The organism is Nonomuraea sp. NPDC047529, assembly GCF_040642995.1.
Classification (GTDB): domain Bacteria; phylum Actinomycetota; class Actinomycetes; order Streptosporangiales; family Streptosporangiaceae; genus Nonomuraea.
This window is the reverse complement of record NZ_JBEYTJ010000024.1, coordinates 151,594-164,720: the sequence shown is the minus strand read 5'-3', so window position 1 is coordinate 164,720 and position 13,127 is coordinate 151,594. Positions and strand designations below refer to the sequence as shown.

14 protein-coding genes, 1 tRNA gene and 1 pseudogene are annotated in these 13,127 nt (G+C 69.7%); 10 read left to right on the top strand and 6 right to left on the bottom strand.

The genetic code is table 11. From position 1 onward, the window contains the following. Together ABZ815_RS32375 and ABZ815_RS32370 are read right to left on the bottom strand one after the other, a co-directional pair. Nucleotides 1–883 (bottom strand): annotated as a pseudogene (locus ABZ815_RS32375) (IS3 family transposase); the annotation flags it as partial. Between the two features lie 157 nt (nucleotides 884–1,040). Continuing rightward, nucleotides 1,041–1,907 (bottom strand): GntR family transcriptional regulator, encoded by an 867-nt coding sequence (locus tag ABZ815_RS32370; protein WP_357704619.1) that lies wholly within the window; start codon nucleotides 1,905–1,907, stop codon nucleotides 1,041–1,043. A 110-nt stretch (nucleotides 1,908–2,017) separates the two neighbouring features. On the opposite strand from ABZ815_RS32370, the gene ABZ815_RS32365 reads away from it, so the two are divergent. From ABZ815_RS32365 to ABZ815_RS32355, 3 genes are read left to right on the top strand one after another with little or no spacing between them, the layout of a single operon-like run. After that, on the top strand, nucleotides 2,018–3,499 hold the full coding sequence (locus ABZ815_RS32365; protein WP_357704617.1) for a replication initiator: 1,482 nt from the start codon (nucleotides 2,018–2,020) through the stop codon (nucleotides 3,497–3,499). Next, on the top strand, nucleotides 3,496–3,696 hold the full coding sequence (locus ABZ815_RS32360) for a helix-turn-helix domain-containing protein (RefSeq protein WP_357704615.1): 201 nt from the start codon (nucleotides 3,496–3,498) through the stop codon (nucleotides 3,694–3,696). Before ABZ815_RS32365 ends, ABZ815_RS32360 begins: the two co-directional genes overlap by 4 nt. After that, nucleotides 3,693–4,838, top strand: coding sequence for a tyrosine-type recombinase/integrase (locus tag ABZ815_RS32355; RefSeq protein WP_357704613.1), 1,146 nt, complete (start codon nucleotides 3,693–3,695; stop codon nucleotides 4,836–4,838). Before ABZ815_RS32360 ends, ABZ815_RS32355 begins: the two co-directional genes overlap by 4 nt. A 75-nt stretch (nucleotides 4,839–4,913) precedes the next feature. Here the strand turns inward: ABZ815_RS32355 and ABZ815_RS32350 are convergent. Next, nucleotides 4,914–4,990: transfer RNA gene (locus ABZ815_RS32350), tRNA-Pro, on the bottom strand. 90 nt (nucleotides 4,991–5,080) lie between these two features. On the opposite strand from ABZ815_RS32350, the gene ABZ815_RS32345 reads away from it, so the two are divergent. The 4 genes from ABZ815_RS32345 (at nucleotide 5,081) to ABZ815_RS32330 (ending at nucleotide 7,405) form a co-directional block, all read left to right on the top strand. Further along, the gene (locus ABZ815_RS32345) at nucleotides 5,081–5,509 is read left to right on the top strand and encodes a hypothetical protein (RefSeq protein WP_357704611.1); all 429 of its coding nucleotides are present in this window, start codon (nucleotides 5,081–5,083) and stop codon (nucleotides 5,507–5,509) included. 70 nt (nucleotides 5,510–5,579) lie between these two features. Continuing rightward, nucleotides 5,580–6,125, top strand: a complete 546-nt coding sequence (locus tag ABZ815_RS32340) for a hypothetical protein (RefSeq protein WP_357704609.1) — start codon at nucleotides 5,580–5,582, stop codon at nucleotides 6,123–6,125. A 6-nt stretch (nucleotides 6,126–6,131) separates the two neighbouring features. After that, nucleotides 6,132–7,202, top strand: a complete 1,071-nt coding sequence (locus ABZ815_RS32335; protein ID WP_357704607.1) for a hypothetical protein — start codon at nucleotides 6,132–6,134, stop codon at nucleotides 7,200–7,202. Nucleotides 7,203–7,207: 5 nt separating this feature from the next. Beyond that, nucleotides 7,208–7,405, top strand: coding sequence for a hypothetical protein (locus ABZ815_RS32330; RefSeq protein ID WP_357704605.1), 198 nt, complete (start codon nucleotides 7,208–7,210; stop codon nucleotides 7,403–7,405). A 103-nt stretch (nucleotides 7,406–7,508) separates the two neighbouring features. Here the strand turns inward: ABZ815_RS32330 and ABZ815_RS32325 are convergent, their stop codons facing one another. Both ABZ815_RS32325 and ABZ815_RS32320 read right to left on the bottom strand, forming a co-directional pair. Beyond that, nucleotides 7,509–7,922 (bottom strand): ATP-binding protein, encoded by a 414-nt coding sequence (locus ABZ815_RS32325; protein ID WP_357704603.1) that lies wholly within the window; start codon nucleotides 7,920–7,922, stop codon nucleotides 7,509–7,511. 37 nt (nucleotides 7,923–7,959) lie between these two features. Next, nucleotides 7,960–8,703, bottom strand: a complete 744-nt coding sequence (locus ABZ815_RS32320) for a SigB/SigF/SigG family RNA polymerase sigma factor (protein ID WP_357704601.1) — start codon at nucleotides 8,701–8,703, stop codon at nucleotides 7,960–7,962. 206 nt (nucleotides 8,704–8,909) lie between these two features. On the opposite strand from ABZ815_RS32320, the gene ABZ815_RS32315 reads away from it, so the two are divergent. Further along, nucleotides 8,910–9,266 (top strand): STAS domain-containing protein, encoded by a 357-nt coding sequence (locus ABZ815_RS32315; protein ID WP_357704633.1) that lies wholly within the window; start codon nucleotides 8,910–8,912, stop codon nucleotides 9,264–9,266. 4 nt (nucleotides 9,267–9,270) lie between these two features. On the opposite strand, the gene ABZ815_RS32310 is transcribed toward ABZ815_RS32315, so the two are convergent. Further along, nucleotides 9,271–9,978, bottom strand: a complete 708-nt coding sequence (locus tag ABZ815_RS32310; RefSeq protein ID WP_357704599.1) for an ANTAR domain-containing protein — start codon at nucleotides 9,976–9,978, stop codon at nucleotides 9,271–9,273. A gap of 73 nt (nucleotides 9,979–10,051) precedes the next feature. On the opposite strand from ABZ815_RS32310, the gene ABZ815_RS32305 reads away from it, so the two are divergent. Both ABZ815_RS32305 and ABZ815_RS32300 read left to right on the top strand, forming a co-directional pair. Next, complete coding sequence (locus tag ABZ815_RS32305) at nucleotides 10,052–11,884, top strand: SpoIIE family protein phosphatase (RefSeq protein ID WP_357704597.1); 1,833 nt, start codon at nucleotides 10,052–10,054, stop codon at nucleotides 11,882–11,884. 106 nt (nucleotides 11,885–11,990) lie between these two features. Beyond that, complete coding sequence (locus tag ABZ815_RS32300; protein WP_357704595.1) at nucleotides 11,991–13,094, top strand: glycosyltransferase; 1,104 nt, start codon at nucleotides 11,991–11,993, stop codon at nucleotides 13,092–13,094. Nucleotides 13,095–13,127: the final 33 nt, after the last annotated feature.

Here is a 13,127-nt window from a genome sequence, read left to right as displayed (position 1 = left end):
CGCTCGCGCCGCCACAGGGCCATGTCCAGGGCGTCCAGCACGAGGGTGGTGTGCTTGCTCAGCGAGGCGGCCCAGCCGACGATCGCCCGGGAGTAGACGTCGACGACGAACGCGACGAAGACGACGCCGCACCAGGCCGTCACATGGGTGAAGTCGGCCACCCAGGTGGCATTCGGCCGGGTGGCGGTGAAGTCGCGCCGCAGCCGGTCGACCGCCCGCGCATGGCTCGGATCGGGCGTCGTGGTGCGGATCTTCTTGCCCCGTCGCGCACCCTGCAGGCCGAGCGCGCGCATCCGCCGCTCGACGGTGCAGCGGGCCACCCGGTGCCCCTCGCGCAGCAGTTGCTGCCAGACCTTGCGGGTGCCGTAGACGCCGTAGTTGTCGGCGTGAACGCGTTGTATGTGGGCGTCCAGTTCGGTGTCGCGCACCGCCCGCGGCGAGGGTGGCCGGTTCTTGGCGGCGTAGTAGGTGCTGGTGGAGATGGGGCAGCCGTGTTCGGTCAGGACACGGCAGATCGGCTCGACACCGAACACGCCGGCGTGCTGGTCGATGAAGGTCACGAGTGCGTGTGTGGCCGGTCGAGCTCGGCCGCGAAGAAAGCCGAGGCGGCCTTCAGAATCTCGTTGGCGCGACGTAGTTCGGCGTTCTCCCGGCGCAGCCGCTTCAGCTCGGCCGACTCATCCGTGGTGCGGCCGGGCCGGCTGCCCTCGTCGATCTGGGCCTGGCGGACCCAGGTGCGCAGTGTCTCCGCGGTGCCGATGCCGAGCTTGGTCGCCACCGCGTTGATCGTGGCCCACTCGGTCGGGTAATCCGGCCGCACCTCGGCGACCATCCGCACCGCTCGGCGGCGCAGCTCGGCGGGGTAGGGAGACTTACCTGGCATGGACTTGATCCTCTCAAGAGATCAAGTCTCCACCGAACCCGGGGCGATTCACGAATTGGCCTGCGGCGCTGAGCCATGCGCGTGCATGCATACAGCGGATCATGCCAGTGGCACGTTGACTCTGTCACTGTGACGCGATTCCGATGTTCGACCGCTTTTAGACCACGAGGGATATGCCGCTGTCGGAGAGTTCTTGGGGTGTGAAGTCGATGTCGGGGTCGTCGGCGAGTTCGTGGTGGTAGCCGATCTCGTAGCGGTTGGCGGGCGCTTTGACCTCGGTGACTTCGATGGGATGGCCGTTGGGGTGGGCCATGGTGCGGCGGATGATGAGGACGGCTTCGGCGTAGTCCATACCGAGTGCGGCTCGTTCGTCTTCGTAGGCGATACGGGCGGTGGTGAGGGTCAGCCATCGGACGGGGCCGTGTTCACGGACGAGCGACTGGTAGAAGAAGCCGGGCCGCTTGCGGTACTGGGCGTGGCGCTTGGGGTCGTCCCAGTCGGGGAGCATGTCGGCGTTGGTGTAGGAGTTGATCTCCAGGCGGGCCGATGCGCCGCGGATGACGGCGGTGTGTCCTCGGTGCCACATGCTGCGACGGTGGATGACAGGGTGGCCGGCCCGGACGCTGAGCATGATCGCGACGTCGCGGTTGGCGGTGGTCTTCTCGCCGATGAACAGCGGGGTTTCCCGGTCACGTTGGGCGAGGTCCCAGCCGAAGGCTTGCACGTCGGGGTGGTTGCCGGGGGCGGCGAGGTCGGGCCGGTCGCGGTCGGTGATGAGGATGGCGCGGCGTTCGGGCATGGGGCGGACGAAGGAGCCGCGTCCGCGCATGACGTAGGCCAGTCCTTCGGAGACGAGGGTGTCGATGGCCTTGCGGACGGTGGGGCGGGAGACGTCGTACTTGCGGACGAGTTCGGGCTCGCTGGGCAGTGCGCCGCCGGGTGGGTAGCGGCCGTCGAGGATGGCGGCTCGTAGGTCGGTGGCGATGACGCGCCAGCGGGCGTCCTTGTCGTCGGTGGTCTCCATGCTGCGCCTTCCTTGGTAAAGCTTCCAGGACTACTTGTACTACAGGTTGACGTGCATCGCCATGTCTGTCAACCTGTAGTACAGGACGTCAAACAAGGAGGTGGTGCCCTATGAGCAAGGAGGAACGGCACGACGAGCAGACATCCGGCACGGAATGGATGGCCGATCTCGCCCGCCTGATCAACGCCCCGGACTACGAGCGGTGGCGCTCCATGGTCGCGGCGACGGGCGGATGCGCCCACCCGGTGCACCTGGCCGGAGGGTCCACGATCGTGGACGCGGGCACCGGCGAGGTCCTGCACGCCTACACCACCGACGGTGAACCTTCCGGACATCTCCTGGTGGCCTGCGGCAACCGGCGGGCCTCGGTCTGCCCGGCCTGCTCACAGACCTACCAGGCCGACACCTTCCACCTGATCCGGGCGGGCCTGTCCGGCGGCAAGGGCATCCCGGAGACGGTCAGCGCACACCCCCGCGCGTTCGTCACCCTGACCGCGCCCTCCTTCGGCCCCGTCCACTCCCACCGCGACGGCCGCGCCTGCCGCCCCCGCAAGCACGACACCCGATGCGAACACGGAAACCCGATCGGCTGCCACCATCGGCACCAACCCCACGACGAACGCCTCGGCCAACCCCTGTGCCCCGACTGCTACGACTACACCGGCGCAGTGCTCTGGCAGGCACACGCGGGCGCACTGTGGCACCGCTTCACCCTCGCCCTCCGGCAAGAACTGGCCACCCAGGCCGGGATGACCCGCCGCGCCTTCGCCCAACACGTCAAGGTGTCGTTCGCCAAGGTCGCCGAGTACCAGCGGCGCGGCCTGATCCACTTCCACGCCATCATCCGCCTCGACGGCCCCGCCGGACCGCACCAGCCACCACCCGACTGGGCCGACCACCACCTGCTCACCCAGGCCATCCCACCCGCCGCGCAACAGGTCACCGTCACCACGCCACCCAGCGACCTGGGCCGATGGACCCTCACCTGGGGCGAACAACTCGACATCCGCCCCATCCTGTTCGACCCACGCGCCGACGGGCTCAGCGAACGCGCCGTCGCCTCCTACATCGCCAAATACGCCACCAAGGGCGCCGAAGCCACCGGCACCGTCGACCACCGCCTGTCCTGCCGGGCCTGCACCGGACGCGGACGACTGACCGCGATGACTCCCTGCGGACACTGCCACGGCACCGGCCTCAAGCCCGGCCTCACCCTGGACGCCCTGCCCGTCACCGACCACGCCCGCCGCATCATCCGCACCTGCTGGGAGCTGGGCGCACGCCCCGAATTCCGGGCACTGCGGCTCCGCCCCTGGGCGCACATGCTCGGCTTCCGCGGCCACTTCTCCAGCAAGAGCCGCGCCTACTCCCTCAACCTCACCGACCTGCGCAACGCCCGCGCCGCCCACCGCGCCGCCGAAGCCCGCGAACGCCACGGCCTGCCCGCCCTCGGCGACGCCACCACCCTCGTTCTGGGCCACTGGCGCTTCGCCGGAATCGGCTACACCTCCGGCGAGGCGATCATGGCCGAACACATCCGCCAGCGCGTCCAGACCGCCCGCCACATCGCGGCCGCGCAGGCGGATGAATGACCCCACCCCTCCCCGCCCACGACCGGCGGCTCTACCGCGTCACCGACGCCATGCACCTGCTCAGCCTCAGCCGCAGCGTGATCTACGAACTCCTGCGCTCCGGCCGGCTCCGCTCCGTCACCCAGGGACGAACCCGGCTCATCCCCGCCTCAGCCATAGAGGACTACATCTCCCTGCTCGAACAGGAGGCTCCATGACCGAACGACGCAGCCGAGGAGACGGCGGCCTGCACTGGGACGAGAACCGGCAACGCTGGATCGCCTCAGTCACGGTCGGCTACACTCCGGCGGGCAAGCGCATCGTCAAGAAGGCCAGCGGCAGGACCAAGACCGAAGCCAAGGCCAAGCTCAAAGAGATCATCCGCGACCACGAGGACGGGCTTGCCAGCGGCCCGGCGAACTACACCGTGTCGGATGCCGTGACGAGCTGGCTCGCCTACGGCCTGCACGGCCGCAACCAGACCACGGTCACGAACTATCAGACCCTGTGCCACAAGCACATCGTCCCCGACCTGGGCGCCCGGAAGCTGCGCGAGCTGAGCGCCGAGGACGTGGATCGGTGGCTCGTTGGCAAGGCCAAGGTCTTGGCCGCTCGCACGGTCCGGCTGCTCCACTCCTGCCTGAACCGCGCCGTGAAGTTCGCTCAGGCCCGCGACAAGGTGAAGCGCAATGTCGTGGGCCTCTGCGAGATCCCCGAGGGCAAGGAAGGCCGCCCGTCCAAGTCCCTCACTCTCAACCAGGCCACCGCCCTCCTCGACGCTGCCGAAGGCACACGCCTGTACGCCTACATCGTCCTGTCGCTGCTGATCGGGGCCCGCACGGAGGAGCTGCGGGCGCTCACCTGGAAGGAGGTCGATCTCCTCGGCGATCCGGACAAGGACGTTCCGCCGTGGATCGCCGTGTGGCGCTCAGTACGTGAAGGAGGCGACACCAAGACCAAGCGCTCGCGGAGATCACTGGCGCTGCCCAAGCGCTGCGTGGAAGCGCTCCAAGCACACAGGCAGCAGCAGCGAAAGGACAAGAGGACGGCGGGCGATAAGTGGCAGGATCACGGGCTCGTCTTCGCCTCGCTCGTCGGCACACCGCTCGACGCCCACAACGTCAGACGAGCATTCCGGAAGATCGTCAAGGATGCCGGAATGCCCGCGTACTACTGGACGCCCCGAGAGATGCGGCACAGCTTCGTCTCACTGCTCTCCGACTCGGGCGTCCCCCTGGAGGACATCGCCCGGCTCGTCGGCCACAGCGGGACCGCAGTCACTGAAGCCGTCTACCGGAAGCAGATCCGCCCCGTACTCCTGCAAGGAGCTGCGGCAATGGACACGATCTTCGCCCGGTAGTCACTCAGTTAGTCACTCATCAATGCGAAAGGGTGCCACCCATTCGAGTGACACCCTTACCGACCAGCTAAAACCTGGTCGGGACGACAGGATTTGAACCTGCGACCCCTTGACCCCCAGTCAAGTGCGCTACCAAGCTGCGCTACGTCCCGGTTGTGTCGGCCGCCCCCTGCGGGGCGGGACGTCATAACCTTAGCGCACATCGGAGGTAGGCGCGTACACGGAAAGCGGGAGCGGAGGGCGTGGTGGGGCGGAGGCCGAGCGTTGATCGGGCGGAGCTGGCGCGGCTGGTGGCCGGCGGGATGAGCGTGCAGGAACTGGCCGCTCATTTCGGGGTGTCCGAGTCCGGGGTGCTGCAGGCCAAGCGGGCCGCGGGGCTGGCCAAGCCGATGCTCGACCACAGTGCCGCCGTCCCGTGGAAGCTGGCGCGCGTGCACGCGCAGTCCGGGCCGGCGACGAACCTGCGGAACCTGTCGGCGGCGGCGCAGGGGAAGCCGCCGGCGGCCGAGCGGTTGAACACGGCTCTGCGGTGGGCTCAGCGGCTCGTGGACGCGGGGCTCGACGTGCGGTACGACGCGGCCGAAGGGTTCAGTGAGGTCCCGGCGCCGCCGGCGGGCTCACACGTCGCGACGGTGCTGGAGGCCGCCAGGAAAGGGCTCGCAGCTCACTGAGTACGCGAGTTTCGACGGCCTTGATCGTGGGCAGTCGCAGGTCTCATTACAGAGACCGGAGGCGAACATAATGACCACCTTGATCTGGGTGGCCGTCGTCGTGGTCGCGGTGGTGGCGCTCGCCGCAGTGGGCTTTGTCGTGCTACAGCAGCAACGCCGCAGCCGTCTCCGCGAACGTTTCGGCCCTGAGTACGAGCGTACGGTGGCCGAGAGCGACAACCGGCGTGACGCCGAGCGGGAGCTCATCGCCCGCGAGCAGCGCCATTCCGAGCTCGACATCCGTCCGCTGCCTGAGGAGACGCGCGACACCTACGCCAACCGGTGGACCGAGGTCCAGGAGCGTTTCGTCGACGCCCCCGGGTTCGCGGTCACCGAGGCCGACCAGCTCGTCACCTCGGTGATGGCGGAACGGGGCTACCCCACGGACGACTTCGAGCAGCGGCTGTCCGACCTGTCCGTCGGGCACGCGGCCACTCTCGACCACTACAGGACGGCCCACGAGATCAGCGGGCGGGCGGTCAGGAAGGAAGCCTCGACCGAGGAGCTCCGGCAGGCCATGGTGCACTACCGCGCGTTGTTCGAGGAACTGCTGCACGAGACCACGCGAGGGCGGTGAGTGTAGATGAGCAGCAGCAGAAGAAGTGAGGACGAGCTCAAGGTCCCGTCGCAGCGGTCGGACGGGGCTCACGGGGAGGACGAGCACAAGGATCCGGCCGACCAGACCGGCGATCGGTACGACAGTGGCTACCGGAACGAGGCCGGTCACACCCCGGTGACCCACGGGTACACCCCCACGGTCCCCGGCCGTGACCACGACCGGGACCACGACCGGGACGACGATGACGAGCCGCCCTACAAGGACCCCTATGCGAACTCCGCCACGGCCGGCGACCTGCCAGGCGATCCGGAGCGCGACACCCCTCTCGGACGCGGCACCGACCACCGCTCCCCCACCCCGGCTCCCGACCCGGCCCACACCGACATCCCCGCTGACGTCCCCGCCCACGTCCACGCTGACGTCCCCGCCGGCGAGACGCCTGGACACGAGACCTCCCGGGACGTCCTGTCCGGAACCGGGACACACCACGGCGAACGTTCCAACGACGTGCTGGTCCACAGCGACCACCCGCGGGACGAACTGCCCCACGGCGAACAGGCTCAGGAGGACGTCCTGATCCACGGCGACCGGACCGACGACGACCTGGCGCACGACCGGCTGAGCGACGACCGCGCCTCCTCCGTCCGCGACCGCTTCGACAGCGACCCCTCTGACCACGAACTCACCGACGGCGAACTCGTCGACGGCGAGCGCACCGAGGACGAGCGACCGGCGGAAAAGGCTCCCGTCGAGGGGGCTCCCGCGGAGGACGTCCCCTCGCACGCGGCCCCCCTGGAGGTCGCCCTGCTCGACCAGGATCCCGCCGAGGTTCAGGCCCGCTGGCGCGACGTCCAGGCGTCCTTCGTGGACGACCCCGCCGAGGCGATCCAGCGCGCCGACGGCCTGGTCGGCGAGGTGGTGGAGTCGCTGACGAACTCCCTCACCAGCCGTACCGGCGCTCTTCGCGACCGCTGGAAGGACGTCGACTCCCCCGACACCGAGGACCTGCGGCAGGCGTTCCGGGACTACCGCAACGTCCTGGAGCGGCTGCTCGCGCTGTCCACGCACAATCTGTCCGCTGAAACGAGGAGGTGACCGGCATGCTCGCGGTCGTCGCAGCGATCATCTTCGGGTTGGGCTTCCTGCTCGACCTGGTGGGCGTGAGGATCCCCGGTGGGATCTCCGGCATGACGTTCGTCCTGCTGGGTCTGGCCTTGCTGGCCCTGCACCAGGCAGGTATCGGCACGGCGAGCGTCCGCAGTGGGTCCGGCAACTGGCGCGGACGCACCCGCCGCTGAGCCAGGACAAGAACAAAGGTCCGGGCGGGAGGCCGACCAAGCCTCCCGCCCAAACCCCCCAAAGCATCAGATGCAGGCAAATATCCAGACAAAAAAACCGAGGTCACCCCTTACCGGGAAACCTCATGATCACGGTGCTCCCCCCGCTCCCCACCCGCAACGTGAAATCGGAGGAGAGCAGCCGGGCCACCCACAACCCCATCCCCCCGACGGCCCCCGGCAGCGGCCCGGGCTTCCAGGACCCCTCGTCGTGCACCTCGACCACCAGGTCCCCGCTGATCACCCACGTCCGCATCGCGGCCCGGCCGGCCCCATGCGTGACCGCGTTGGTCGCCACCTCGTTGACCGCGATGACGAAGTCGCCGACCGCCTCCTCGGGCATCCCGACGGCGCGAGCCTCGTCCTCGGCGAACTGCCGGACCGTCGGCAGATCCGGCAGCCGGAAGCGCAGCTCCTTCACGGGCACGCCGGGTGGCGGGCTCGTGTAGCCCGACTGAGGCTCGACGTCCTCGTTCACCCGGCGACTCGCCTTTCTCTCACCAGCCGACCAGCGGCTAACCGACCAGCAGCTCACTGCGGAGCTGGTCGAGTACCTTACGGAGAATCCGTGAGACGTGCATCTGCGAGATGCCGAACTCCGCGGCGATCTCGGCCTGCGTCATGTTGCCGAAGAAGCGCAGCAGCAGGATGTGCTTCTCGCGGCTGGGCAGCGCGTCGATGAGCGGCTTGACGGCCTCACGGTCGACCATGGTGCTCAGCGTGTCGTCGTCCTCGGGGATGACGTCGCCGAGCGAGGCCGCGTCGTCGTCGGTGCCGAGCGGCGCGTCGAGCGACAGCGTGCTGTACGCGGCCGAGGCGTCGAGGGTGAGCAGGACGTCCTCCTCCGAGATGTTCATCTTCGCGGCCAGCTCGGCCACGGTCGGGGACCTGCCGAGGTCCTGGCTGAGGTCGGCGACGAGCCGGTTGAGCTCGGACCGGCGCTCCTGGTAGAGGCGCGGAACCCGGATGGCCCAGGTGCGGTCGCGGAAGTGCCGCTTGACCTCACCGGTCATCGTGACGACGGCGTAGCCCCTGAAGGCGTGGCCGAGGCTCGGGTCGAAGCCGTTGACGGCCTTCATCAGGCCGACGTACGCGGCCTGGAGGAGGTCCTCCAGAGGTTCGCCCCGGTAGCGGTAACGCCTGGCGATCTCCATGGCCAGCGGCCGGTGCATCTCCACGATGCGCTCGCGCAGCCGTTCCCTGTGGCTGTCGGGTGTGCCTTCCCTGACCATCTCGGCCAGGAGGTCTTCTGCTGACATCTCCTCGAGGACATATTCCTGCACAGCCATCGCTGCTCCTCATATGGGTCGCAGGGCGGCCTCCGCCAGCAGAAAAAGCCCAGGCAGAGGCACGCCTCGCTCTACTCTCGAGACGGAAGCCCTCTGCTGGACTTCGGATCCAGTGTCCCCCCTGCCGCGAGAAGTATTCCTCGGTCGCGTGGTGACAGTAGGGTTGCTTCGTGACAATGCCCGAAAACGGCGAGGGGCCCGTGGCCGCCCTGAGCCTGACGTCGTCGACCGTCGACGAGATCACAGTCGTCAAGGTCGACGGCGTGCTCGACGCCACGACGCGTGAGCAGTTCGCCGACTACCTGTCGCTCACCGGCACCGACCTGATACTCGACCTGGCCGGGGTGACGTTCATGGATTCGCGCGCGCTCGGGCTGATAGTCCATCACTGGCAGACCAGCCTGACGTCGGGTTCGAAGTTCGCCCTGGTGGGAGTGGAGTACTCGAAGTCGAAAGTGATGTGGATCACCGGGCTGGCCCAGCGCCTGCCGCTGTACGACACGCTCGACGACGCGCTGGCCGCCATCGGCTGAGGCCCTATGCGCGACGCGTCGACTTGCGCTGATGCTCCTCCACCAGGAGCCTGGCCAGATCGGCCACCTTGACCTGATGGTGCTGCGAGATCCTGCGCAGCTCCTCGAAGGCGGCCTCGGCCGTGCATCCGCTGGTCTGCATGATGATGCCCTTGGCCTGGTCGATGACCGACCGTCCGGCCAGGGCCTCCTGGAGCTGGGCGGCGTCGGTGCGCACCTCCTCGAACTCCCACATGTTGGCCATGGCCACCCCGACCTGCTCGGTCAGCATGTCGGCCAGCGAGTGGGCGGCCTGCGGGGAGAAGGCTCCCCTGCGGACCGAGTAGAGTCCGACGATGAGCTGCGCCGGCGCCACCTCGATGGGCACGATCAGTACCGACCGCACCCCCCAGCGGGTCGCCAGTGCGTTGTAGCGGGGCCAGCGGCTGTCGGTCAGCACGTCGCCCAGGCTCGCGCGGGCGCCGCTCTGGCGGGCCTCGAGAGAGGGCCCCTCGCCGAGCTCGCGCTCGCCCTCGACCAGCATGATCAGCTCGCTGTGCGAGCCGGAGACCAGCACCCGCTGGTCGCGCCAGTGTTCGGCCGAGCCGCCCGAGCACCCGGGCACACCGGCCGCCAGCGCCGTGGTCAGGCCGCGCAGGACGCTCTCCGTGGAGGTGTCCTCGCCCAGCCGCCCCAGCGCCGCCAGGTCTCGGGCGAGCCCGGGAGTGATCATCGCCGTCGATTCCATAGCAAGAAGCCCCTACCCCTTATGGCTACCGTTATCCCCGGTGGCGTAGCGTCAAAGGATGACCATGCCGGACCTCGAACACGCTCTGGACGCGCTGGCGGGACGCGTGTCGTCCTTGCGTGAGGCGAGGACCGCCTACCCTACCGACCTCGCGCCCACGCTCGACGCCGCCCTGGCCGAACTGGACACCGCCGCCGAGTTGCTGGCCGAGGCGCGCGAGGCGCTGCGCAAGGCGCCCAAGCGGGCCGCGAGCAAGAAGGACGGCACACAGCGCGAGCTGAAGCTGCTGCGCCAGGTGTTCCGGGCCTTCCCGGTGCCGGTGATCGTGCTCGACGGCGGCGGGATGGTCCGGCGGATCAACCCAGAGACCTCGCGGGTGCTCGGCAGCCCTGACGGCTACCTGGTCGGGCGGTCGTTCCCGCTGCTGGTCGACGTCTCCAGGCGGGCGGCGTTCCGCTCGCACCTGAACTCGGTGCTGCAGACCGGGCAGCCGTCGGCGTTCGAGACCCGGCTGGCGCACCAGGGCCGGACGCACACCGTGCAGCTCGCCCTCACGCGGGTGACGATGCCGGGCGAGCCGCAGCAGATGGTGGCGGCCGTGGCGTTGCCCACCGAGGTGCAGCTGCCCGAGCCCGGCGGGCGACGGCCGGAGCAGTCCGACGGTGCGCTGCTGCTGGCCGCGTCCAGGCGGCAGGACCTGCTGGCCAGGATCGGCGCGCTGCTGCTGGACGAGGAGGCGCTGCTGCGCCCGGTGGCGCTGCCGCGGACGACGCGGCTGCTGGCGGCCGAGTGGGCCGACTGGGTGATCGCCGACCTGGTGCGCGACGGGCTGCCGAGGCGTTCGGTGGTGGTGGCGCCGAAGAACCACCCGCTGGGCGACCTGGTGCGGCTGGTGGAGTCGGCCGACCCGGCCGGCAGCCAGGTGGTGATGCAGGTGCTGGAGCGCGGCTCGGGCGTGGTGCACGAGATGGTCGACGACGAGTCGCTGCTCGGCTTCGCCGCCGACGGGCCGCTGCTGACCGCGATGGGGGCCGGCTCGATGTTGTCGGTGCCGATCGGGCAGTCCGACGGGGTGCTGACGCTGGTGCGCACGCACGACAGGCAGCCGTTCTCGCTGGCCGACCTCGGCGTCCTGCAGGACGTCGGGATGCAGCTCGGCCTGGCCGTACGCGCCCAGTCGAGCTTCCAGAGCCGTTCGCGCGCCGCCGACGCCCTGTCGGCCAGCGTGGCCCCGCGCAACCTGCCCGACGTGCCCGGCTACGAGGCGTCGGCGGTCTACCACCCGGGCGCCTCGGTGGGCGCGGAGTTCTACGACGTGTTCCCGGTCGCGGGCGGCTGGGGGTTCGCCCTGGGCGGCGCGGCGGGCAAGGGCGAGGAGGCGGCCTCGGTCAGCGCCATGGTGCGCGGCGGGCTGCGGGTGCTCAGCACCTGGGAATCCCACCCCGACCTGGTGATCCGCAAGGTCAACCAGGCCCTGGTGGCGCAGGGCACGGGCATGTTCGTGATGGCCGTGGCGGGGTTCGTCAAGGGCCGGAAGATCCAGTTGTCCTCGGCCGGCCATCATCCGGCGGCGCTGCTGCAGCCCGACGGCAACGTGCGCTTCGCGGCGGGCGGCGGCGTGCCGCTGGGCATCTCCCCCGAGGCCGAGACGGGCGTGCAGGAGCTGACGGTCTCCGTCGGGGAGACGCTGGTGCTCTACTCCGAGGGCCTGATCTCCTCCAGGAACGACTCCGGCGAACCGTACGGCGAGGAGCGGCTGGCCGACGTGCTGGGGCGTTGCGCGGGGCAGTCACCGGCCACCGTGGTCAAGGCCGTGGAGGCAGACCGGCACGCCTTCTCCGGCGGCCAGGTGTGGGACGAGATCGTCGTCCTCGCCCTCAAGGGTGTCTGATCTGCGGGGGTTTGCGATCCGGCTAAACATGGGTATTGTCTTTCCGTAGAACAACGTGCCTAAGACGCAGGCACACCTTGAAGGCTTTTCCACGCTGAGGTGTGCCATGAATATTGCGATCGTCGCGTCCGCCAAGGGAAATCAGCACCACCGTATTCTCTCCGTAGCACGCGAGCTGGGGCGCGAGCACCACGTCACCATCTACTCCCGCCGTGACGACGCCGAGGGCAAGCCCAAGACGCGGGTGGCCCCGGGGGTCACTCTGGAGCAGATCGACGTGGGCCCGGCCAAGGACCTCATGCCGGAAGACCTCGTCCCGTACCTGAACGACGTGGGCGAGCACCTGATGAAGCGGTGGAACCAGGAGCGGCCGGACGTCATCCACGCCCACTCCTGGACCGGGGGCCTCGCCGCCGTGGCGGGCGCCAAGGGCTTGGACGTGCCGGTCATGCAGACCTTCCACACCGTGGACGCCACGCACCAGAAGCTGGAGCGGGCGCTCGGACGCCGGGCCAAGGCGGTCATCGCCGGCTCGGGCGACGAGGAGTCGGCGTTGATCAGGCTGGGCGTGCCGCGCGGGAACATCGCGATCGTGCCGCATGGTGTGGACACCGAGCGTTTCCAGCGACGCGGGGCGATCGCCACCAAGGGCGCCCGCAAGCGGCTGGTGCACGTGGGGCCGCTGTCGCCCGAGCGCGGGGCGTACACGGCGGTGCGGGCACTGCAGGGGCTGACGGACGTGGAGCTGGTCATCGCGGGCGGCCCCGAGCCCGAGGACCTGGACCAGGACAGGGACGCGCGCCGGCTGCGGGCGCTGGCCGAGCAGCTCGGCGTCGCCGACCGGGTGACGCTGCTCGGGCAGGTCAAGCGGGCCTCGGTGCCCAAGCTGATGCGCAGCGCGGACGCCGTGGTGTCGGTGCCGCGCGAGGCCGCGACGGGCGTCGTCGCGCTGGAGGCCATGGCCTGCGGCGTGCCGGTGATCGCCTCGGCCGTGGGCGCCCACCTCGACTCCGTGATCGACGGCGTGACCGGCCTGCTGGTCCCGCCGGACCGCCCGGCGCGCACCGCGCGGCTGGCCCGCGAGCTGCTGTGCGACCCGACGCTGCGCACCGCGCTCGGGTACGCCGGCGCCGACCGCGCCCGCTCGCGCTACTCCTGGGAGCGCGTGAGCCAGGAGCTGGTCCGCGTCTACGAGGCGGCCTGCGCCTGACGGAACGTACGAGAGGCGGGCGGCGACAGCCGC